This is a genomic window from Rhizobium sp. 10PS4 (assembly GCF_032464805.1).
Taxonomy (GTDB): Bacteria; Pseudomonadota; Alphaproteobacteria; order Rhizobiales; family Rhizobiaceae; genus Rhizobium; species Rhizobium laguerreae.
In genome coordinates, this window is record NZ_JAWDIW010000002.1 from 359,724 (window position 1) to 381,511 (window position 21,788).

General features: G+C 61.6%; 21 protein-coding genes, 1 pseudogene and 1 riboswitch. Of the genes and pseudogenes, 11 read left to right on the plus strand and 11 right to left on the minus strand.

The window, feature by feature from the left end:
• Positions 1 to 209 precede the first annotated feature (209 nt).
• Together RWJ89_RS04680 and RWJ89_RS04685 are read right to left on the minus strand one after the other, a co-directional pair.
• The gene (locus RWJ89_RS04680; protein ID WP_316030636.1) at positions 210 to 740 is read right to left on the minus strand and encodes a gamma carbonic anhydrase family protein; all 531 of its coding nucleotides are present in this window, start codon (positions 738 to 740) and stop codon (positions 210 to 212) included.
• A 10-nt stretch (positions 741 to 750) separates the two neighbouring features.
• Positions 751 to 1,446, minus strand: a complete 696-nt coding sequence (locus tag RWJ89_RS04685) for a fumarylacetoacetate hydrolase family protein (RefSeq protein WP_316030637.1) — start codon at positions 1,444 to 1,446, stop codon at positions 751 to 753.
• 289 nt (positions 1,447 to 1,735) lie between these two features.
• On the opposite strand from RWJ89_RS04685, the pseudogene RWJ89_RS04690 reads away from it, so the two are divergent.
• Positions 1,736 to 2,487, plus strand: a pseudogene (locus RWJ89_RS04690) (nucleotidyltransferase domain-containing protein).
• Between the two features lie 31 nt (positions 2,488 to 2,518).
• Here RWJ89_RS04690 and RWJ89_RS04695 read toward each other — a convergent pair.
• Both RWJ89_RS04695 and RWJ89_RS04700 read right to left on the minus strand, forming a co-directional pair.
• Positions 2,519 to 4,501: an adenylate/guanylate cyclase domain-containing protein gene (locus tag RWJ89_RS04695; RefSeq protein ID WP_316030638.1), complete on the minus strand. Its 1,983-nt coding sequence runs from the start codon at positions 4,499 to 4,501 to the stop codon at positions 2,519 to 2,521.
• On the minus strand, positions 4,501 to 8,259 hold the full coding sequence (locus RWJ89_RS04700) for a FecR domain-containing protein (protein WP_316030639.1): 3,759 nt from the start codon (positions 8,257 to 8,259) through the stop codon (positions 4,501 to 4,503). Before RWJ89_RS04700 ends, RWJ89_RS04695 begins: the two co-directional genes overlap by 1 nt.
• Positions 8,260 to 8,389: 130 nt before the next feature.
• Here RWJ89_RS04700 and RWJ89_RS04705 point away from each other — a divergent pair, with 130 nt between their 5' ends.
• On the plus strand, positions 8,390 to 8,929 hold the full coding sequence (locus RWJ89_RS04705) for a Pycsar system effector family protein (protein ID WP_077978680.1): 540 nt from the start codon (positions 8,390 to 8,392) through the stop codon (positions 8,927 to 8,929).
• 81 nt (positions 8,930 to 9,010) lie between these two features.
• On the opposite strand, the gene RWJ89_RS04710 is transcribed toward RWJ89_RS04705, so the two are convergent.
• A complete protein-coding gene (locus RWJ89_RS04710) occupies positions 9,011 to 9,499 on the minus strand; it encodes a RidA family protein (protein ID WP_316030640.1) in 489 nt (162 codons plus the stop codon).
• Entirely contained in the window at positions 9,493 to 10,218 is a 726-nt protein-coding gene (locus RWJ89_RS04715) for an SDR family NAD(P)-dependent oxidoreductase (RefSeq protein WP_094085611.1), read from the minus strand. Before RWJ89_RS04715 ends, RWJ89_RS04710 begins: the two co-directional genes overlap by 7 nt.
• A gap of 194 nt (positions 10,219 to 10,412) precedes the next feature.
• On the opposite strand from RWJ89_RS04715, the gene RWJ89_RS04720 reads away from it, so the two are divergent.
• Together RWJ89_RS04720 and RWJ89_RS04725 are read left to right on the plus strand one after the other, a co-directional pair.
• Positions 10,413 to 11,315 carry a LysR family transcriptional regulator gene (locus RWJ89_RS04720; RefSeq protein ID WP_316030641.1) on the plus strand — a complete coding sequence of 301 codons (903 nt, stop codon included), beginning with the start codon at positions 10,413 to 10,415 and terminating at the stop codon, positions 11,313 to 11,315.
• Between the two features lie 113 nt (positions 11,316 to 11,428).
• Positions 11,429 to 12,205: a DUF1194 domain-containing protein gene (locus RWJ89_RS04725; RefSeq protein ID WP_077978677.1), complete on the plus strand. Its 777-nt coding sequence runs from the start codon at positions 11,429 to 11,431 to the stop codon at positions 12,203 to 12,205.
• Positions 12,206 to 12,309: 104 nt separating this feature from the next.
• Here the strand turns inward: RWJ89_RS04725 and ampC are convergent, their stop codons facing one another.
• On the minus strand, positions 12,310 to 13,467 hold the full coding sequence (gene ampC / locus RWJ89_RS04730) for a class C beta-lactamase (RefSeq protein ID WP_077979235.1): 1,158 nt from the start codon (positions 13,465 to 13,467) through the stop codon (positions 12,310 to 12,312).
• A gap of 123 nt (positions 13,468 to 13,590) precedes the next feature.
• Here ampC and RWJ89_RS04735 point away from each other — a divergent pair, with 123 nt between their 5' ends.
• Complete coding sequence (locus tag RWJ89_RS04735; protein ID WP_077978676.1) at positions 13,591 to 14,475, plus strand: LysR family transcriptional regulator; 885 nt, start codon at positions 13,591 to 13,593, stop codon at positions 14,473 to 14,475.
• Between the two features lie 74 nt (positions 14,476 to 14,549).
• Here the strand turns inward: RWJ89_RS04735 and RWJ89_RS04740 are convergent, their stop codons facing one another.
• A complete protein-coding gene (locus RWJ89_RS04740; protein WP_132610081.1) occupies positions 14,550 to 14,918 on the minus strand; it encodes an antibiotic biosynthesis monooxygenase family protein in 369 nt (122 codons plus the stop codon).
• A gap of 98 nt (positions 14,919 to 15,016) precedes the next feature.
• Between RWJ89_RS04740 and RWJ89_RS04745 the strand changes: the two genes are divergently transcribed.
• Both RWJ89_RS04745 and RWJ89_RS04750 read left to right on the plus strand, forming a co-directional pair.
• Positions 15,017 to 15,493 carry a MarR family winged helix-turn-helix transcriptional regulator gene (locus RWJ89_RS04745; protein WP_077978675.1) on the plus strand — a complete coding sequence of 159 codons (477 nt, stop codon included), beginning with the start codon at positions 15,017 to 15,019 and terminating at the stop codon, positions 15,491 to 15,493.
• Positions 15,474 to 16,007, plus strand: coding sequence for a cytochrome b (locus RWJ89_RS04750; RefSeq protein ID WP_077978674.1), 534 nt, complete (start codon positions 15,474 to 15,476; stop codon positions 16,005 to 16,007). Before RWJ89_RS04745 ends, RWJ89_RS04750 begins: the two co-directional genes overlap by 20 nt.
• A 208-nt stretch (positions 16,008 to 16,215) precedes the next feature.
• Here the strand turns inward: RWJ89_RS04750 and RWJ89_RS04755 are convergent, their stop codons facing one another.
• Both RWJ89_RS04755 and RWJ89_RS04760 read right to left on the minus strand, forming a co-directional pair.
• Positions 16,216 to 16,905, minus strand: a complete 690-nt coding sequence (locus RWJ89_RS04755) for a VOC family protein (protein ID WP_077978673.1) — start codon at positions 16,903 to 16,905, stop codon at positions 16,216 to 16,218.
• Between the two features lie 256 nt (positions 16,906 to 17,161).
• Positions 17,162 to 17,596 (minus strand): 6,7-dimethyl-8-ribityllumazine synthase, encoded by a 435-nt coding sequence (locus RWJ89_RS04760; protein ID WP_077978672.1) that lies wholly within the window; start codon positions 17,594 to 17,596, stop codon positions 17,162 to 17,164.
• Positions 17,597 to 17,673: 77 nt separating this feature from the next.
• A riboswitch (FMN riboswitch) is annotated at positions 17,674 to 17,816 on the minus strand.
• Positions 17,817 to 18,062: 246 nt separating this feature from the next.
• On the opposite strand from RWJ89_RS04760, the gene RWJ89_RS04765 reads away from it, so the two are divergent.
• Positions 18,063 to 18,509: an SRPBCC family protein gene (locus tag RWJ89_RS04765; RefSeq protein ID WP_020050677.1), complete on the plus strand. Its 447-nt coding sequence runs from the start codon at positions 18,063 to 18,065 to the stop codon at positions 18,507 to 18,509.
• Between the two features lie 186 nt (positions 18,510 to 18,695).
• The gene (locus tag RWJ89_RS04770; protein ID WP_077978671.1) at positions 18,696 to 19,004 is read left to right on the plus strand and encodes a GCG_CRPN prefix-to-repeats domain-containing protein; all 309 of its coding nucleotides are present in this window, start codon (positions 18,696 to 18,698) and stop codon (positions 19,002 to 19,004) included.
• A 114-nt stretch (positions 19,005 to 19,118) separates the two neighbouring features.
• Here the strand turns inward: RWJ89_RS04770 and RWJ89_RS04775 are convergent, their stop codons facing one another.
• A complete protein-coding gene (locus RWJ89_RS04775) occupies positions 19,119 to 19,343 on the minus strand; it encodes a hypothetical protein (RefSeq protein WP_017961130.1) in 225 nt (74 codons plus the stop codon).
• Between the two features lie 215 nt (positions 19,344 to 19,558).
• Here RWJ89_RS04775 and RWJ89_RS04780 point away from each other — a divergent pair, with 215 nt between their 5' ends.
• A complete protein-coding gene (locus RWJ89_RS04780; protein WP_077978670.1) occupies positions 19,559 to 20,662 on the plus strand; it encodes an adenylate/guanylate cyclase domain-containing protein in 1,104 nt (367 codons plus the stop codon).
• Between the two features lie 155 nt (positions 20,663 to 20,817).
• Complete coding sequence (locus RWJ89_RS04785; protein WP_077978669.1) at positions 20,818 to 21,786, plus strand: ABC transporter substrate-binding protein; 969 nt, start codon at positions 20,818 to 20,820, stop codon at positions 21,784 to 21,786.
• Positions 21,787 to 21,788 lie beyond the last annotated feature (2 nt).

Here is a 21,788-nt window from a genome sequence, read left to right on the forward strand (position 1 = left end):
CGAGGCTCCGGCCTTGGCCTGCGCGCCTCAGGATGAGGGCTGATCGGAGTGCCGGGCGGCTGGAGGCTGATAAGCTGATGGATGCGTTGTGTATCTGGCAAGCTGAGGTGTTCGCGACCGTCATCCGCAGCCTCTCTCCAGCCTCATCCTGAGGCGCCCCGCAGGGGCCTCGAAGGACGGGGCTGGCCACCCGTCGCCGAGTTACCCAATCACCCGATCTGTTTGAGATCGCGGGCGAAGCGTTGCCAGTTGGCGACGTAGTTTTCTGCCGAGCGACGGATGGCTTCGATTGCCACCTCGTCGAGCACTCGCAGTGCGCGGGCGGGTGCTCCGACGATCAGGGAGTTGTCGGGGAATTCCTTGCCTTCGGTCACCAGCGCATTGGCGCCGACGAGGCAGTTGTTACCGATCTTGGCGCCATTCAGGATGGTCGCGCCCATGCCGATCAGCGTGTTGTTGCCGATGGTGCAGCCGTGAAGGATGGCGTGATGGCCGATGGTGCAGCTTTTGCCTATTGTCAGCGGAAAGCCCATGTCCGTATGGGCCATCACGCCTTCCTGGATGTTGGTGCCTTCGCCGACGCTGATTGGCTCGTTATCGCCACGCAGCACGGCGCCGAACCAGATGCCGACATTCTCGCCGAGTTCGATCTGGCCGATGATGTTGGCATCCGGGGCGATCCAATAGAGGCCGGCAGCGGGCAGTTTCGGCGTCGCTCCGCCAAGCGCGTAGACGGGCATGGCTCTCTCCTCAGACGACCTCGACCGATAGGGTGGCGACGCCGTCGATGCCGCAAGTGATGCGATCGCCTCTGGCCACCGCGCCGACGCCGGCGGGCGTGCCGGTCATGATGATATCGCCGGCTGCGAGAGTGAAGAGCTTCGACAGTTCGGTGATGATCTCCGGCACCTTCCAGATCATCTGGTTGAGATCGCCGTCCTGCACGCGCTTGCCGTTCTGTTCCAGCCAGATCTTGCCTTGAGCGGGGTGGCCGAGGCGGCTGGCCGGAACGATTGGGGAGATAGGGGCGGAATGTTCGAAGGCCTTGCCGACCTCCCAGGGACGCCCAAGCTTCTTTGCCTCCCCCTGGAGGTCGCGGCGGGTGAAGTCGATGCCGACGGCATAGCCATAGACGCAGTCGAGCGCGTCCGCGGCCTCGATGTTTGCGCCGCCTGATTTCAGCGCCAGCACGCATTCGACCTCGTAATGCACGTCGTTCGACAGCGACGGATAGGGAAAGGCATTGCCCGCCGGCAGCAGGTTGTCGGCATTCTTCTGGAAGAAGAAGGGCGGTTCGCGGCTGGGATCATGGCCCATCTCGATCGCATGGTCGGCATAGTTGCGCCCGACGCAATAGACGCGGCGCACCGGAAAACGCTCGGCGCTGCTTTCGACCGGCAACAACACCGGTTGCGGAAGCGGGATGACGGTGGCGGGATCGGACATTGGCGGGCTCTTCCTGTTTCGAGTCTTGCTTTGTGGTCATCTTAGACGGAAATCGGCGCGCCGGGGAAGCGTCCTTGGCCGGCGCCTGGAGCATTGACGCTATCACTATCCAGCGGTATCGTTACTGCCATGAGCAGGATATTTGCAGTTTCGACGACGTCTACCACCACCGCGCCGCGGTGGGTGGTAGACGCGTGAACTGAATTCCGTTCATTGCTGCTGAAACCAACCCGCCGGAAACGAGCGGGTTTTTTGTTCCCGCCTGTGCCCCGTATTCGAGGACGAGATCGTGGACGATATCCAGAAACATGTTCTTGCGGAGCGGGCGCTGGCCGTCGCCCGCCACTGCATCGCCAGCCGCTATGCCGGAGCTGCATTCGCCTATGTCGCCGGCTCCATCATGCGCGGCGAAGGCACCGTCCTTTCGGATATCGATCTCGTCGTGGTGTTCCCGTCGCTCCAAAGAGCCTGGCGGGAGTCGTTCAGCGCGGATGGGTTTCCGGTCGAAGCCTTTGTCCACGATCCGCAGACGCTGGCGCATTACCTCCATCGGGACGCAGACAGCGGCTATCCCATCATGGCCCACATGGTCGCGACGGGCTGTATAGTGGATCGGATATCGACAGCGCGCACGTCATCCAGGCAAAGGCGGAAAGTATGCTGGCGGCAGGACCGAAACCTCTTGCCGGGGCAGACTACGACATGGTGCGCTACCAGGTCACCGATTTGGCCGATGATCTGCGCGGTACCCGCCCGCCCGAAGAGGTCGCCGCTATTGCCGCGCTGCTCTACCAGAAGCTCGCCGACCTGATCCTGCTCGGGCGCGGCGCATGGGCCGGCCGCGGCAAGTGGGCGCCGCGCCTGATGCGGAAGCTCGATGCACAATTGGCAACGGAATTCGACGCGGCGTTCAAAGTGGCGGCAGCGGGCGACGGCGCCCGATTTCTGACTTTGGCCGATCGGGAGCTTGCCCTGCATGGCGGCCGCTATTTCGAGGGGTTCAGACAGGACGCGCCGCTGGAAGCGCGCCGCCTGGAATAGTATCGATTTACGTTGCCTGCATTCTGCTCGGTCATTCCTCGCCGGACTCGGCCAGCGCCTCGCGGACGATCGCGTAATAGGGGGCGAGCTCGGGGATATCGGCGGCCAGCCTGTCGAAGGTGGGGTCGGATGGCGCAAGCGTGCCTGCGTATTTCGCCGCGATGAAGGCCTGGTGGGCGGCAAGGGCTTCGGCTTCGGCCATGTGCACGACGGTATAGACCGGCGAAGGCACGGTGCGACCTTTGACGATGATGCGATCGAGCTCAACGACCGTGTAGGTGCCGGCGACCAGCCTTGCGGTCTTCTCGCCGAGCAGCAGGGCCACGCCATAGTTCTTCGAGGCGCCTTCGAGGCGGGAGGCAAGGTTGACGCTGTCGCCGAGGCAGGAATAGTCGAAGCGGCGGGTCGAGCCCATATTGCCGACAATGCATTCGCCGGTGTTGATGCCGACGCCCATCTTTAGCACGTGCGGCCTGCCGCCGCGCATCGCCGCCTCCCGTTCCAGCTCGCGGTTGAGGCTCGAAATCGCGGCCTGCATGGCGAGCGAGGCTTTGACGGCGTGCAGTGCATGATCGGGATCGTCGAGCGGGGCGTTCCAGAAGGCCATGATGCAGTCGCCCATATATTTGTCGATCGTGCCGCCGTGATCCATCACCACGTCGGAGAGCGGCGTCAGCAGCCGGTTGATCAGGCCGGTCAGTTGCTCCGGATCATCCTTCAAGGTCTCGGCGATGGTGGTGAACCCACGCACATCGGAAAACAACACCGACAGCGTGCGCCGCTCGCCGCCGAGCTTGAGCTGCGAGGGATCCTGCGACAGGCGCCGGACGAGATCGGGCGAGATATATTGTGCGAAGGCGCGGATGATCTGGCGCTTGTTGCGGCGCTCTTCGGCGTAGTCGAAGGCGGCTTGGCCGAAGACGACCGAGATATAGGCGACCGTCGGCCCGAGCGGCGCGACGAAGATATGGGCAAGCCGGACACCGGCAAAGCTGAGGGCCGCGAAGGCGAGAAGGGCAGCTGCGCTGGTCACGATCGTCAGCCATCCCGTCGAGCGCCAGACGGTGGCGGCGGCAAGCAGGACCGATATGAGGATACAGGCGGCCACCACCGGGAGGCGAGCTTCTTCGATCGACAGGCCACGGCGGATATTGTCGTAGATCGTCGCTTGGATTTCGACGCCCGAGGTCAACGTGCCGGTGTGGACGGTATAGGACGTGGCAAAGGCATCGACGCCGCCCTTATCGATCACCGGCGCGTTCTGCAGGCTGAGGCCAACGAGCACGACGCGACCCTTGAAATAATCCGGCGGCAGAAGATGTGCGGGATCGAGCGCCTGGTAATAGGAGACCGTGGGATAGGAGCGGGCCGGGCCGAATGATTGGATAAGCTGGCCCGCCGGCAGGGTTGCCGAAATCGTTCCAGACGCTTTCGCCAGCGTTGCGGCAAACCCGTCCTCATAGGCCGGAATCCGCCGGAAAGTGCCATCGCCGCCAAGATCGACGGAGGCAATGCCGGTCTTCGCTCCCGCTTCGGTCAGTTGCTGCAGCGGGGTGACGCGGATGAGTTGCGTGGCTTGCGGCGTCTCGATCAACGTCTCGTCGCCGGCAAGGACGACATCCGGGCCGACGGCGTTAGTGATCGCGTTGTCGTTCTCCGGGGTCGAGGGTTCGGCCAGGATGATGTCGAGGCCGATGACGCGGGCGCCGGCGGCGCGCAACTGGGTCACTAGTTGGGCATGAAGGCTGCGCGGCCAGGGCCATTGCGCGTTGATATCGGCAAGCGACGGTTCGTCGATCGCGACGATGACGGGTCCGCCGGGTGGCGGGCGGGGATCGTCGACGGTCGAGAGATAGTCGAAGCTTCTGAGCTCCAGCAGCGACCAGGCGGGCAGGCGCGACAGAAACGAGATGGCGATCAGGACGGTAAGCGAGAGCACCAGCAGACGGAGGCGGCGGCTTTCGGCCTGCCCGCCGGCCGGTCTGACCTGCCGAGGCTTTTTCTGCGCCCGCATCAGAAGCGGACTTTGAGCGTGCCCTTGAAGGCGCGGCCCCAGCCGGGCACGCCGGGGGTGATCTCGAACTCCTCGTCGAGCAGGTTATAGGCGGCTGCCTCCAGCTCGATGCGCTTGTCGAACGGTTCCCAGACCAAGTGGGCGTCGAGGCTCCAGTAATCGTCGAGCTTGGTGCCGAGATCGTCGCCGTCGCGCTCGCCGATATAATTGGCCGCCACCGTCGCCTTGACCTTGGCTTCATTGACCCAGGTCAGTGCGATCTGGCCGGAATTCTTCGGGATGAACGGCAGGGAACCGCCGTAATTCGGTTCCAGCGGGTCCTTGTTCTCCGATTCCATGTAGGCGTAAGTGGCGGAGAGGCCGAAACCGTAGCCGAGCGCGACGTTGGCAGTCACGGCGGCGCGGTCGACGCTGCCGCGCGACAGCGGCAGGCTGTCGGCCGCCGGAAGCGAGATCAGCGGAAAGTCAATCGAGAAATCATGCAGTTCCTGGTGCTGGTATTCGACCGAGGTGAAGAAACGGTCGGTCCACTCGGCGTCCCATTGCAGCGCGACTGTATCGCTATAACCTTCGATGCCCACCGAATACTGGTTGGTCTGCAGGCCGAGGATGCCGACCGGGGCGAGAGTGGGAACGCCGGTTTCCACGCTCTGGCGCATGAAGGCAGCACGCAGCCAGTGGTTCTGGACCGGCGCCCAGGCAACGCCGAAACGTGGCTCTAGCCGGCTGACATCGACACCGTCGCCCGTCAGTTGCGTGCCGAACAGCGCATATTCTGCCTTCAGATCGGGTGTAATCTCGTGCAGGACGTCCACATAAGCGCGGCCGATGTCGATCGTGTTGCTCAGGGTATTGGGACCATCGATGATTTCCGGAAGGATGAGCAGACGCGGAAAGAGTTCATGAAGGCGTGAGGAGGTGGTCGTGCTGGCATCGATCCAGCCGCGCTCGATGCCGTACCGCCAGGTCAGCGGGCCTGTATCGATAGAGTGATTGAGAGCCCAGATGTAAGTTTCCGAGCTTGTGTCCTCGGTTGCATCGAGGAACGGAATGATATCGGGATCGCGCAAACCTAGAACAGGCGCATCATCAACCCTCAGGAAATTGTCCGTCTGCGATTTTCTTTGGGAATAGAAAAACGCGCCGTTCAGGATGTTGTCATAGCTGAAGGTGTGGCTCCAGCCGATACCGGCATTCGTTAACTCGCTCTCATTGTAGCGGTCGGAGAATTGCGATGAGATCGACGTTGGAATGCCGGCGCCGAGAGCGTTCAGAAAATCCGTCAAGGCGCTGCCTTGCGAAAGAGCGTTCAGCGCTCCGTCGCTCTTGGCGTGGTTGACGAAGGCCACCACGCGATCGTCCGGCGTGATCGTCGCGGTGAGATAGCCGTTGCCGCTGAGGATCTTGTTGTCGGTGGAGAAGCCGCCGAAGTCCGTGTAGTTGCCGTCACGCGCAATCTCTTCCCAGTTGAGGTTGCCGTAGAAGCTGATCGGGATCGTCGCGTTCGAATAGCCCTGGATTTCGGCTTCGCCGATACGCCTCGTATGGCCGTCGACACTGTTGATGCCGCCGCCGAGCGAGCCTTCGATGAAGGGCACATCAAACAGCGTTACCGAGCGTGAGCGGCCGGAAAGCATGTGCGGCGAAAGCAGCAGGCCCTGGATGAAGGATGAGTAGCTCGACGCGTTGCCGCGGTTCTGGATGATATTGTCGTCGCTGAAGCTGGTCGCGTTGACGAAAGGAAAGATGCTGCCCTTGATCGACTGATCGATATAACCCGTGCCGTTGAAGGGATCGAAGACGGCATCGCCGTAATAGCGGCCCCAGGCATCCAATCCTTGCAGGCGGAAGGCGTCGTTCAGTGTCGAACCGGCGCTCGCATTGGCGCCGAGGCCGCTGTAATCGCCGCCGCGGGCGCGCGAGCGGCGCAGGAATTCCTGCGCGTTGCGGATCGCGCCGTCTGAATCATAATCGTCGATATCGATCGCGGTGCGGAAGGACGAGATAACAGGATCGTCATCGTCGAGGCGGTTGGCATTGTCGAGCGCCTGCTCGGAGGGAAGCCGGTCGCCCTTTTCGTAATGAGCGGCCGCAAGCATGAACTGCGATTGCGAATGCGCGGGATTGGCGGTGCTGGCGGCGAGCAGATCTGCCAGCGCCTTGTCGCGCTCGCCGGTCTGCAGGTAATAGCGGCCGCGAGCAAGCAGGGCGTGATCGAAGGATGGATCGAGAGCGATCGCGGTGTCGATTTCGCGCTTGGCCTCCTTCATGCGCGCCTGATCGAGATAGAGGATCGCGAGGTTCGCGTGCAGCAGCGGGTCCTGCGGATCGAGCTCGATCGCCTTCTTGAAGGCCTTTTCCGCTTCGCCGTTGGCATCGCGCGAACTCTGCAGCAGGCCGAGAGAATTCAGTGTGCCCGATGCGCCGGGGGCAAGCGCGATGGCGCGGTTCAGGTCCGCAAGCGCGCCGTTGATATCGCTTTCATAACTTGCCTTGTAGCCGGCACGGGCCGACAGCGCCATCGGATGATCGGGGTCGAGCGACAGCGAGCGTTCTATTGCTTCCTTCATCTGCTCACGGTCATCGGTGAGCTGCGCCAACTGGGCGCGGACTGCCGGCAGGGTCGGATCATCGGGATACCGCTGCTCCGCTTTCCTGATGATATCAATCGCCGCGCGCGGATTCTCAAGGAAGCCAGCGGTATATGCCTGCATGATTGCGCCATAGGGGCCGGTGGTGTTGGCCGGCGGCTGTTCGGCATGGGCGGGGTCGGCCAGCGAACGGGCGAAATAGCCGCCATATTGGGCCATGTTGCGGCGTGTCGGGTCGAGATGCGGCAGGGCCTTCTGGAAGAGCCTGGCGGCATCGCCATAACGCTTTTCCGAGCCGGCGATGGTGGCGTCGATCAGGTCGACGCGCGCCTGCTGGGCTGTCGTCAGTTTGCGGCCACGGATATTCTGCAGCGTTGCGGCTGCAGCCTGGCGTCCGTCGAAGGCGCTCTGCACTTCGGCAAGTTCCAGCCAATCTTCGGTGGTGCGGCGCTCCGGCGGCAGCCCTAACAGGCGGCGGCGTTCGGTCGCCATGCGGTCGGCCCGCAGCGGCGAAGTCGGCATCAGGTCGAAGCCGTCGCGCAAGTCCAGATAGAAGAGCATCTGTTCGCGGTCGTCAGGATTGACGCTGATGATCTTGCTCGGCGCCTGGCCGATGGTGGCGACCGCCCCTTCGCCCTCGTTCACCTCGACGCTGCCCTGCGGGTTGCTGAGCGCTACGCGGCCTTCGAGCACGATCATCGAGGTTTTGGCGCCCTCGACGGTCATCGTCCAGTCCGTGCCGCGGATGGCGGCGGCGGCGGCCGGTGTTTCCACCGTCAGGCCCTGGCCGCCACGCTCGGCGCGTGCCCAGATGGTGCCGGATTGGAGATTGAGCACCGTATCGCCGCCGGCAGCCATCTTCTTGACCTGCAGCGAGGAATTGCGGCCGAGGCGGACCTGGGTGTGATCGGAAAAGACGATGGCGAGCTGGCCGTTGGCGTTGGTGCGCAGCACGTCGCCGGTCAAAAGATCCTGATTGATGTCGACGACGCGCCAGTTCGACACGTCGATGAAGCGGACTTCCTCGCCGATCTTGCGGGCGATGACGGAGCCGGCGACCGGCGTAGCGCGCGGCACGGGATCGGCCATCGCCGGCAGCCCGAAACCGGGCACGGCAAACGCCAGCGCCATCCCGACGCGACAGATGTTACTGGAATAACCCCGCATGTCCTCGACCCCATACCCCGCTTCCCCTTTGTCCGTGTAGAGTGGAAAAGTCAAGTATGTTGCACACGTGTTCTTGCTTTCGTCGTCAAGTGTAATATCAGGGAAACACTTTGGGGTATGGAGTATTCAGGTGAGTGAATTTGAAAATGCCACTGAGGTTATGCTGAGCAAGCCCTCAAGCGGGGACGTCAGCACCGAGTATTTCGATCATATCAAGAAAATCAACGACATATTTTATGATCAGATCAAGATATCCGACCAAAAGGCCGCCTATATCTTTACTTTCATGCTCGCCTTTCTGGTGAGCTCCAGCGAGGTGAGGGCCGTGTTCAGCCTGACGCGTTACACCGGCGGCACACCGGGCAGCATGCTCTTTTCCGGCCTGCTTGCCTCAGCCTCGGTCTTCTCGATCCTCTCGGCGATTCTTGTCGTGCTGCCGCGGCGTCTCGGCACCTCAACCTCGCTATTCTGGGGCGCCTGGCCTGATCATCGCGATATGTTCTTCGAGGCCGCGCTTCGCCGTGACGAGCGCTACCTCTTCGACCAATATCTCGAAAACGCCAACATTCTTTCGGCCATCGCCCGCAACAAATACCGCTGCGTCACCTTCGCGTTTCGTGGGCTGATGGTAAGCGTGATCGCCTATGTGCTGCTGTTGATTGCTTTGTGAGGGAGTAAGCGGCGAACCAGCGAATGCGCCGATCGCAGGCGCGGCCAAGAATGCAGGGCGCGCCGAGGCGCGCCCGCCGGTTCAATCTTCGATCTCGAGAACGAGCTCGAGCTCGATCGGCACGCCTAACGGCAGGCTGGCCACGCCGAGGACGATACGGCCGGAGAGTTTGTCTTCGCCGAAGACCTGGAGCAGCATTTCGGATGCCCCGTCGGCGACCTTTGGGTGGTCGCGAAAATCGCCTTCGGTGGCGATGTAGACGCCGAGCTTGACGACCTTTGCCACCCTGTCCAGCGAGCCGAGATATTCCCTGGCGGCCGCAAGGGCGCTAAGGGTCGCTGTCTCGGCGGCCTTCCTGCCGTCTTCGGCCGTCAGCGCGCCGCCGACGCGGCCGATATAGCGGGGCTTGCGGTCGACGACCGGCAGCATACCGCTGAAGAAGACCAGCTTGCCGGTTCTGACCGCCTCGACATAGGCGCCCAAGGGCGTCGGCGGTGGGGGAAGGGCGATGCCGAGATCCTGCAGCCGCCGTTCCGCGCCGGCTGCCTCAGCTTTTGCATGGTCTACCATTTGCCCAGATGTGCGCCGCCGTCGACGTGCAGCACCTCCCCGGTGACACGCGGAGCTTCGGTGAGGAAGACGACCGCATCGGCGATCTCCTCGACATTGGAAATGCCTGCCATCGGCGACAGAGTGCTCAGGAAGTCCTTCGGGTTGTCTTTGTGCAACGGCGTGTCCACAACACCCGGAGCGACGATATTGAAGCGAATTCGCTCGTTCGCATATTCCATCGCGAGGTTCTTGGAGATGGCGTTGATGCCGCCCTTTGTCATCATCGAGACTGAGGCGGAGAAGCCGGCGATCGGATGATCGGTCAATGGCGTGGTGATGCTGACGACGCTGCCGCCCGTTTTCTGCGCGAGCATCTGCCTGACGACCTGTTGGGTCAGGTGGATGAAGCCTTCGAGATTGGTCGAGGACAATTTCTCGAAGTCGGCCATCGTGAACTCAACGAATGGCTTGGCTAGAAAAATGCCGGCATTGTTGACGAGTGCGTCGATCGAGCCGAAGCGATCGATCGCAGTCCTTGCCACCCGCGCTGCGGTTTCGGCATCGCCGATGTCGCCATCGACGAGCGCCAGCCTGTCCGAGGCTTGGAAAGCCTCCGAAGCACTGACCTGGCGCGAGGTAGCGACGACATTGTAGTCGCGCTGGATGAAGGCGTTGACGAGGCCGGCTCCGATACCCTGGGAGGCGCCCGTGACGATGACTGTTTTTCTCGTAGTCATGCTGATCTCCATAATCTGGTTCGGGCAACGCGGGCCTTGCGGTTGCAAAGGCGGGGGTCGCTCGAGATGGGGCTGCTGCGAATGCGCCTCCATCGGTTGTGGTTGTTTTCGCAAGGTGAATATGGCGAAAACTTCATTACCCGATTAGATGGAAATATCTGGATTCTCTTTTGCATCCATGCAAAAATCAACGCATGGCCGATCTGAACGACATCGCCGTTTTCGTGAAGGTGGCGCAGTATGGCAGCTTCAGCCGCGCTGCCCATTCCCTCGGCATGCCGGTATCGACCGTCAGCCGGAAGGTGACGTCGCTGGAGGAGCAGCTCGGCGTGACGCTCATACAGCGGACGACCCGCAAACTGAGCCTGACCGCGCAAGGCCGCGCCTATTACGACAGGTGCAGCGAACCGCTCGCCCATCTCGTCGACGCCGAGCAGGCGCTCACCGAGACACAGAGAAAACCGGAAGGTCTGCTGAAGATCTCCGTGCCCGTCATCTTCGGGCAGGAAGTCTTCTACGAATTCATCTCATCCTTCCTGAAGACTTATCCCAATATCCAGCTCGATCTCTTCGTCACCAACCTGTTCCTCGATCTGATCGCGGAGAACATCGATCTCGCCATCCGCTTCGGCGATCTTAAGGATTCCTCCATCGTGGCGCAGCGGCTCGGCAAGAGCGTGCGCTATCTGGTCGCCGCACCGGATTATCTGAAGGCCAGGGTGCTTCCCTTGAAGCCCGAAGAGCTGAAGGACCATCAGTGCGTGCTCTTGAACGGCCGCAACGGCGAGGCAGAATGGCATCTCGTGAGCCGTCGCAAATCGGTTCGCCTGCATGTGTCGGGGCCGGTATCGAGCCGGGATTTCGATGCGGTGAGCGCCTTTACCTATCGCGGACACGGCATCGGCCTGCTTCCTTCGACTTATTGCGACGAACAGATCAGAAGAGGCGAACTTGTCCGCCTGCTGCCGGACTGGTCGTCCGAGGAAATTTTCGTGCACACCGTCTATCCCACGCGCCGCTTCCTGCCCTCCCGATTGCAGGTCTTTCTCGAGGCGCTGAAAGCATGGAAGACCCCCTTGTGGCTTCCCTTGCATTGAAGGCTTCCGATTCCATCACCGAAAATTGAAGCCGTGCGCGTGGGCGAGCGTCCTCCCTCGGCCAAGCTGTGTTAGAGTTCGCCGGCTTGCATGGCGCAGGGATTGGATTGCCAATGCTGACGACACTTGCGGTGCTCATGAGTCTTTCCGGCATCGTCCCCATCGCGCAAGCGGGGGAAAGCGAGGTCGATGTGACCCTCGTACTTGCCGTCGACACCTCGCGGTCGATGGATTTCGAGGAGATCGGGATCCAGCGCGAGGGCTATGTCGAAGCGCTCAAGCACAAGGAATTCATCGACGCGGTCAAGGGCGGGCTGACCGGCCGCATCGCCATCAGCTATTTCGAATGGGCAGGCTATGTCGTCCAGGATTCCGTCATCGACTGGCAGGTGATCGAGACTGAAGAGGACGCGATCGCTTTTGCCGACAAGCTCGAAGCCCGGCCGATTGCCACGCAGCGGCGCACATCGATCTCCACCGCGATCGCCCAGGGCGCCAGCATGATCGTTTCCAGTCCCTTTCAGTCCAGGCGGCAGGTGATCGATGTCTCCGGCGATGGGCCGAACAATTCCGGCGATCCTGTCACCCCCGCCCGCGACAAGGCGATAGAAGCCGGCATGATTATCAATGGCCTCGCCATCATGCTGCGGCCTTCCGATGCGCCCAACGGGCTCGATAAATATTATGCGGATTGCGTGATCGGCGGTCCCGGCGCCTTTGTGCTGCCTGTCCGCAAAATCGAGGATTTCGCCGTTGCCGTGCGCCGCAAGCTGGTGCTGGAGATCAGCGGCATTTCCCCGGCGGCGACGGTGCAGGAAACAGCCGGCGCCGAGGCGGGTGCCGACTGCCTGATCGGTGAGAAGCAGTGGCGGGACATCTTCGACCGTTGATGCCAGAACAGGATGATTTTAGGCCGGGTCGGCCTAAAATCTCAATCCTGTTCTGAATTACATAGTTAGAGCATGAACACTTTTCGGCATCATGCTCTACCGGATCAGCGCGCCGAAATTATATCAGTCAGTATCTGGTAAGCGGCGGAGACGCGGTCCTCGTTGGGATAGTTTTTGTTGGCCAGAATGACGATACCGAGCCGCTCTTTCGGGACGAACGCGACATATGCGCCGAAACCATTCGTTGAGCCGGTTTTATTGATCCACACATCGTCGCGCGGTTTCATTGCCGGCATCAGTTGCTTGACGGGGATGGTCTTGAGCATCGCGCTGGAATTGTTGTCCATCAACGTCGTCAATGTCGCAGGATAGGAATACTGTTCCCAAATAAGGTCCTGGGCCATCGCGCCGACATCGAAGTATGCCGTGTGCGTATTCGTGATCGCCTGCTGGAGCTTATCGTCCAATTCGACCAGTCCCATATTCGCGTCGATGAACCGGATCATGTCGCCTGCTGTGGATTTCACTCCATAGGCCTCGGACGAAAGAGTGGCGGGTGTCATCCGAGCCGGCTCGCCGCTTCGCTTGTAGCCTTGGGCATAGTCAGCCATTTTCGATTTCGGCACATTGATATACGTGCTCGTCAACCCGAGAGAAGCAAACAATTGCTCTTCCATAAGAGCTGCGAAGTCTTTGCCCATGCTTTTTGCCGTTATATATCCGAGCGCGCCAATGCTTGGATTGGCGTATGTTCGGTGCGTTCCGGCGGCATATGATGGTTTCCAGGTTGCGAGATACTCCATCAGTTGCTTTTCGGTTTTGACTTCATCGGGAACTTGCAGCGGAAATCCACCAGCCGTATGGGTGCCCAAATCCATCAGGACGACATCGCCGAAGGGCCTTCCCTTCATCGACGGAAGATATTTGCTTGCCTTGTCCGACAGCGAAAGTCGGCCGGTCACGTCTGCGTAGGAGGTGAGGGTGACTGTAAAGGTTTTGCTGATCGATCCCAGTTCGAACATGGTCGCCGAGGTGACGGGCCTGCCCGTGTCCTTCGACTCGACGCCGTAGTTGAAGATGTGGTTCTGTCCGTCAGCGGTGATGGCAACGGCAATGCCCGGAATGCTGTATTTATCCATGATTGGTTTTATCGCGGCGTCCGAGATGGCTTTCAGTTTCAGCTCGTCAGCCGCAAAGCCACTTGTGGAAATGCATGTCGAGACCAATGCGGCCGATAGAATTCCTATCCAATCACGCGTCATTTCTTCATCCTCTAAAAGCAGCTTCATCAGCGCAAAGGCGCATGAGGACGGCATTTTATGGCACTGTTTTGCGGCAGCAAACGATGATATCTCGGAGGAGATCCAAGAAAATCTAGGGCTAAGATGGTTCGGCAATTCCTCCCCTTGAATGGCTTGAGGGCCTTCGAAGCATCGGCAAGACATCTCAGCTTCACCCGGGCTGCGATCGAGCTTTGCGTTACCCAGGCGGCTGTCAGCCAGCAGGTCAAAAGCCTGGAGAAGCGATTGGGGGCTGCGCTTTTTCAGCGCCTCCCAAGAGGCTTGAAAATCACCGCAGAAGGCGAAGCTCTTTTGCCGACCCTGACCAATTCCTTCGATCAGATGGCGATCACGCTGGACCGGATTGAAGCCGGGCAGGTTCGGGAATTGCTGTTCCTGGGCGTGGTCGGGACGTTTGCCGTCGGCTGGTTGTTGCCAAGGCTTTCGGATTTTCAACTGCGGCACCCGTTCATCGATGTGCGCGTTTCGACAAACAATAATCGCGTCGATATGGCGGCCGAGGGACTGGACTTTGCCATTCGCTTCGGCAGCGGCTCCTGGCACGGCACAGAGGCGCTGCGTCTGTTCGAGGCTCCGCTCTCTCCTCTGTGCACACCCAAATTGGCGGAGCGTTTAAGGTCGCCTGCAGATCTGGTCGAGGCGACGCTTTTGCGGAGCTATCGAGCGGATGAGTGGAGCACCTGGTTTGCCGCAGCGAACGTTCCGCCGGCGGCACAGATAAACGCCGGTATCGTCTTCGACTCTTCCCTGGCGATGATGGAGGCGGCTCTGCAAGGACTGGGGATCGCTCTGGCACCGCCGTCGATGTTTTCCAGACATCTATCCTCGGGGGCTATCAGACAACCTTTTCCCACGACCATATCGCTGGGAAGCTATTGGCTGACCCGACTGCAATCAAGGCCGCCAACAGCAGCCATGCTCGCATTTTCCGATTGGATGATGTCGCAGATGTCTTCCGCATCGCAATGACAGCTTCCGGCGAGCCGGAGGCCGAGATCATCCCGACGCTCAAGGACTTCATGCCTCCACCGCCGCCGCTTTGCTTACGCCACACAGATGCCCGGCACGGCGACCTTCTGGAAGAGATGCGGTGAGGCGACCGCCGAGGACGGATAGGCCGAGAGCTTCCCCCGAAACTCCGGATGCGAGAATGCCGCCCGGAAATCGGCGGTCGATTCCCAGACGGCATAATTGAGATAAGCAGGACTTTCGCCGACGGCGCGATGCATCTGGGTCGAGATAAAGCCCGGCTGCCGTTTCATGAAGGCCGCATCGGCCTGCCAGGCATCAAGGAAGGCCTGCTCATCGGCCTTGTCGAGCGTGAAGAGGTTGATGAGGACGATCGCGGAGGCATCGATCGCGATTTGGCGATCGATCGGGAAGGCAGGGTCCATCGGGCGCATGAGCGACATGGTCGACTCCATCTGATTTGGTTACATGATGTCAATCTGGTGATATGGATACATAATCAATTTGACACTATGGTGTCAATATAGCTTTATGGTGACAAATGCACGAACCTCAACGGACCCCGGCCGGAACAGCCTTGACCGACCTCATTCTGGATCTCTTCCGGCTCAATAACCGGATGATCAACGCCGGCGACAAGCTCGTCGAGGGGCTCGGCCTGACCAGCGCCCGCTGGCATGTCCTCGGCACCGTCATCACAGCAGGCCGGCCACAACCGGTCGCATGGCTGGCGCGCGACATGGGGGCCAACCGCCAGAACGTCCAGCGCATCGTCAACGATCTGGAGAAGGAAGGGCTTCTGGCGTTCGAGCCCAACCCGCACCACCGACGGGCACAGCTCGTCGTGCTGACGGACAGAGGAAAACAGGCATATGAAACCGCCATGCACCTGCAGGCCCCCTGGGTCGACATGCTCTCGGAAGGGCTTCAGGTCGAGGATATCAAAACCACGCATGCCGTCATGAAGGCGCTGCGCAGCAAACTGGAAGGACATGGAGATGTTGAAGAGCAGGCCTGATCGCCATGGCGCAATAGCGGTCTCGATCCACTGGTTGAGTGCGGTTCTGATCCTGGCGCTGCTCGGCTCCGGCTTCCGGGCTGCCAACGCCATGGACGCGGTGACCAAGGCCGGGCTGCTGCGTTTCCACATTCCGGTGGCGATCGTCGTCCTGCTTCTCACGGCTCTCCGCATTGTCTGGTGGTGGCGTTTCGATCGCAAGCCTGCGCCGGTGCAGGCATCGCCTCGCTGGCAGGAGCGGCTGGCGGGCTTTGTTCACCTCGCCTTCTACATTTTCATTCTCGGCATGGTTGCCAGCGGCATCGGAATGATGATCCTCAGCGGCGCTGCTCCCGCCGTCTTCGGGGCAGCCGGCGCCACGCTGCCTGATTTCACCACCTATCCGCCGCGTGGCCCGCATGGGTTCGGCGCCTTCCTGCTTGTCGGCCTGCTGGTCTTCCATGCCAGCGCCGCGCTCTATCACCAGTTCGTCCGCGGTGATCACCTGCTGCGGCGAATGTGGTATGGCGGCTGAGATCCCGCCGCCGTCGATGTCTAATGTTTGGCTTCTCGGGCCTGACTCAGGAGACGCAGATCACCAAGCCGGCAAGGAGCTGGCCAGTGCCACGCCCAATTCGACGATCAACGCTGTGCGCCAAGAAGGCGCGATAAAGCACCGCGCCGTTGCCCGCCGAGACGCTTCTCAAATGATGTCACCGTCTGCGTGACGTCGCCGCCCTTGCCTATAAGGGCAGCTGCTTGCCGGCCTGTTCGCTGACCATGTATTCGGCGTACCAGTCCGGCCAGTTCTCGTCGTGTTTGCCGCCGTTTCGCTTCTCGTGTTCGCCGTGCGCGGTCGCTGCACGGCGCATGGCTGATGCGAGATCGGTCGACGTTGTGAATGTCGTCCCGTCGGCGTCGATGCGTCCCGGCAGGCGCGTGGTGACTTCCTGGAACAGCCAGCCGTTGCCATCGGGATCCTTGAAGGAGGCAAAGGAGCGATAGCTGCGGTGATCGGGATCGCGGCCGGCAATGCGGAGCCGCCCGAACAGGTATGGTTCGTCCTTGCCGGCATAGACGCCGGCCGCGTCACGGAACACTTCGCTGACCTCGACGCCGCGGGCGATGAGATCGCGGCGGGCGGCCTCGATGTCGGAGACGACGAGGTAGAGGCCCTGGGCGGAGCCGGGGGCGGCGGCGGTGACGTTCTTGCCGAAGATGATCGCGCAGCCGGAGCCCGGCGGCGTAAACTGGATCACCCGAAAGTCGGCATCATTGGCGAAGTCGGCGTCGAGCCGCCAGCCCAGGTCGTCATAAAAACGTTTGGCGCGGTCGACGTCGGAAACGGGGATGACGACCACCTCGAGCTTGGTATCGACGGGCTGTGTTCTCGGGGTCTCAATGGGGGGTTCGCTGCGCAGTGCATTGCTCATCTTAAGCTCCTTGGGTTCTGGATGTCTTGAGAATTGCGGACACGTGACGGTCAAGTTGACCACGGCGCGGTGGGGTCGTCGAATCAATTATTCTGTCTGATTTGGCCGGTATTGGCGGAGTCCGCTGCGACACACGGCGCGTCGCTCTCGATTCGTGCGGTTGGTGAGGGCATGTCGTCCGTGAGGCGGCGGGGTCGGTTCCCCGCCACCTTCGTCTGTCGTCCTGCGGCTCGTCGAGCCGGCGTGCAGGAAGTTCTTACGCGGCGAGAGCGGCGCGGGTTTTGCCGATCGTCAGAGCCGCCTTTGCTGCCTCGCGCCCTTTCTCGACGAAATGTGCGCGGTAGATCTGTTTGTGGTGCTCGGTTTCCTGATACTGATGCGGCGTCAGCGAAACCGACAGCACCGGCACACCGGTATCCATGCCGGCGCGCATCAGCCCATCGACGACGGCCTGGGCGACGAATTCGTGGCGGTAGATTCCGCCGTCGACGACGAAGGCGGCGGCAACGACAGCGGCATAGCGTCCGGTTGCCGCAAGATCGCGCGACAGCAGCGGCATTTCGAATGCGCCGGGAACATCGAACACATCGATCTGCTCGGGCGGAATAAGCTGATGGAAGCCATCTAGGGCGCGGTCGACGATATCGGCGTGCCAGCTGGCTTTGACGAAGGCATAGCGGGTGGGTGTCATGGTAATCTCCTTTGGCGAACAGACACATCACCCAAGGCGATCACGAACGTCCCCGACAGCCGCAGGGCGGCAGGAACGCACGTTCTCTTTCATCCGGACTATGACCGTCGGCTCAGGCATCTCACCTGATCTGCTGACCCTTCCTGAGAAGGCGCTCGCGGGCTCGCAATCTAAATTGCATACCGCCGGTAGGGACTTGCACCCCGCCCTGAGAACGGCGCGAACAATAGGGGGAAGGTGACGGGCTGGCAATAGGTCGAAATGCTTGGCGGCCAATGCAGCATCAGCGCTCCCGACCCGGCGATTTCGCTTGTTGGTCGATCGCGACGGGCAAGCCCTCTTGCGGAGGATGGGCTTGCGCCTACATGCTGTGCGTGAGGATATTCACGTCAGAATAGCACGGCAAGACAGGCTGCGCCGTCTCCACCGGAGACGGGCAGGGCCGTGGAAACCATGGGAGAGAGAGATGCAAGACCCCTTTGTCGTCCACCGCGAGGCGCATATCGCGGCGCCGCCGGCTGCGGTGTTCGCGTTGATGACCGACCCGGAAAAGATCCTGCGCTGGATGGGAACGGAAGCGCAGGTCGAGCCGCAGCCCGGCGGGCTCTATCTCGTCAACGTTACCGGCGCGCGCTTTGCGCGCGGCTCGTTTCGCGAGGTGGTGCCGGTTCATCGCCTTGCCTACAGCTTCGGCTGGGACGGCAGCGAGGTGGTGCCGCCGGGGTCGAGCCTAGTCGAGATCGACCTGATCGAGCAGGGGGGCGGAACGCTGCTGCGGCTCACCCACAGCGGCCTGCCGAGCGCCGAGCAATGCGCCGGCCATGCGGAAGGCTGGGCACATTATCTCGGACGGCTGACCGAGGTCGCCGCCGGGGGGGATCCGGGTCCCGATCCTTTTTACGGCAGGACATGAACAATTTTTTGCGGGCGGCGGGGCGGTTCTGAAGCGCTTGCCGTTGCGACAACAGCGGTCGGCGAGCGCTCGGACCAGCCGTGCGGAAGCGCTTCTTTTTCTCCCGCAAACATGAACGCGCAGTTCATCTCCAGTTCAATTTGGCGGTCATAAGGTGTGGACGGCTGGATTGAAATGGAGTTCTCGATGAAGGCACTTTCTATCGCGGCTGCCTTGCTCGCTGGCAGCCTCTCGTTCGGCACAGCGCAGGCGATGCCGATGGGGACAATCAATGTCCAGAGCAATGTCACAAAGGTCGACTACGCCTGCGGTCGCGGCTGGCATCTGACGCGCTGGGGCGAATGCCGGCGAAACTGGCGCCGCCCACCGCCGGTAGCTTTCTACGGTGGCCCGCCCCGCTGGGGCTGGGAGCGGCGTCACCGGGATTGGGATGGTCCGCGCTGGCGCCATGAGCGGCGCTGGGATCGCGACCGCCGTTGGCGGGATGATGACTAAGGGTCTTGCTTAGTTGGAGATGGACGAAGGCCGGGGCGATTTTCGCCCGGCCTTTTCTGATGAGACAGCTTCACGACGCTGACCGGCAGCGTCCTCCCGATTTGTCCGATACGGTCAGATCCTGCTGACGAGCCAGTACTTGTCGTCGATCAGCTCCTCGAGCTCGACCGGGTCCTTGACGCCGAATTCGAACCATTCGACGAGTTCCTTCGCCTTGCGGCTGCTCTCCTCCGCCGTCAGCTCGACCTGATGTCTTTCGCACCATCGCCTAAGGATCGACGTCAGCAGCGTCATGTCATTCCCATCCAGCGGATCTTTCGGCCAGAATATCGTGCCCATCGCACCCCTCAATCACACGATGACGAACGACCCTATAGTGGAATCAAAGTCGCGCAAGTTTAAAGTGTTTATTTTTTGTTTTCCACCACGCCGAATGGTTTTCGACAGCCGATGCGGACGGCCTTTGCGGGCGACAGGCCGAGTCGCTGGAAACGTCCCCACGATCACCCGGGGATGTCCTTGCGGATGTCCACGTGGGCGTGCGATGTTAAGCGATGGATCTGCCGTCTCCCCTTGCCTGGCTGGTTGATGAGGCCGGAGCCTCGCCTGGTCCCGAACGGTTTCTGGCCGAACTCGGGCGCCGGCTGCTGGCCGACGGACTGCCGCTTTCCGGCGGCACGCTGACGCTTTCGGTGCCGCATCCGATCATTGCACGGCGCACCTGGCTATGGCGGGCCGAGACCGGTGCTGTCATCGAGGCGCTGGCCTTTGCCGCGGCTCCGCAGAGCGAGGCCGGGCGCGACTGGCTGACCGGGCTCGGGCCGGTATGGGAGGAGCGAATAGGGCCTTCGCAGGATAGTCCCATGCTCGACTGGGCGGGTATCGACAACCGGGCAGGGTCGGGCGCATTCGCTCCGGCCGACGCCGACCGGCTGCGCGAGGTTGCGCGTTTTGCCGCCGCACCACTCGCAGCACTCGCGGCGCGGGAGGCGCGGGCAGCTCTGCTCGAAGCCTATCTCGGCCGGCGTAGTGCCGCCCGGGTGCAGGCCGGCGAGCTTGCCCGCGGCACCGGCGAGACCATCCGTGCCGCTCTTCTCTGCGCCGATCTGCGCGATTTCACCGCGCTTTCGGAGGTGACCGAGCCGCACGCAATGATCGCCACATTGGACGCTTGGTTCGATCGTGTGGCAGGCGCCGTGCACGCCTTCGGCGGCGAGGTGCTGAAATTCATGGGCGACGGTGTGCTGGCGATCTTTCCGGTCACGGCTGGGTCGGTCGAGGCAGACGCTGGCCGAGGGGATCGCGAGGCCTGCGAGGCCGCCCTTCGCGCGGTTGCCGCGAGCCGTGCCGGCATGGCCCATCTCGACCAGATACGCCTGGCGCAGGGGCTGGCGCCGCTGCCCTTCGGCGCAGCATTGCATTTCGGGGAAATCCTGTGGGGCAATATCGGCGCGGCCGACCGGCTGGATTTCACCGCCATCGGCCCCGCCGTCAATCTGGTCAGCCGGCTGGAAGGGCTCTGCAAGCCGCTCGGCCGAAGCGTGCTGATCTCGGGCGCGGTGGCAGCGAATACGGCGACGGCGCTGACGCCGCTCGGAGAGCATACCTTGCGCGGCATTGCCGACCCTTGTGCGGTGTTCACGCTGCCGGCGGATTGAGCCGTCAACAGGACACTGCCCGATGGAGTTGGATATGCAACGGTTTCTTCCAGTTGCGATTTGTCCACCCGGGAAATCGCACCGCAAAATCATGATTGTGAAACTCCGCTTTTTTAGCTAAAGCCTGTCCGCACATCGCACGGGAGGTTTCACGCATGGCTCGATACACACGCACGTTTTTCTCTGCTCTGGGTCTGTCTGCAATTCTGATGGCAGGGGCCGCTCGGGCCGAAGAGGGCAAGAAAGTCTCGATCGTTGACGACCGCGGCGTCACCGTCGAAGTCCCGGCGCAGCCGAAGCGCATTGCCTCGATTTCCTATTTCGCCGATGACGTCGCGCTGGCGCTCGGCATCAAGCCCGTTGCGAGCACCTATATGACGGCGGGCCGCGAACCCGATTTCCTGCTCGGCCTGACCTCCGGGATGAAGCAGATCGGCCAGCGTGCCAAACCCAATCTGGAACTTCTTTCCGAAGCCAAGCCGGACCTGATCATCGCGATCCGCCGCTATACCGTCGGCAACGCGGCGCAGCTGCAGAACATCGCCCCCTATGTCGCTTACAATATGGAACTGCTCGAAGAGAGCTACAGCGAAACCGCCGCGCTTTCGATGCTGCTCGGCAAGCCCGAACGCGGCGAGCAGCTGAATGCCGATTTCCGCAAGCATCTTGCAGAGTACGCAGCCAAGGCGCCGAAGGATGTTCATCCCCGCTTCCTGATCATGTGGGGTGGCGCAACACCTTTCGCCTTCCACACGGAAAATACCTCGGCTTCGATCGTCGCCGCAATCGGCGGTGACAATATTCCGGGGCCGAAGAGCCCAGGTGGTGAATTCGGCATCGATCTCAGCCTCGAAACCATGCTGGAGAAGGATCCCGAGGTCATCTTCATCTATGATTCCGGCCCGGATCGCCCGCATGAGAGCAATCCGATCTGGTCGCAGCTGTCGGCGGTCAAGAACAACCGGGTCTTCTATGTCGGCGACCAGTGGGTCGAGACCAACGGCCCGATCGCCCGCGAAATCGTCCTGCGCGAGGCGGCACATTATCTCTATCCCGATACGTTCCCGGCCATTGATGTCAAAGCGGAGGCCGCCAAGCTGATCCCCGCCGAACTACAGAACTAAAG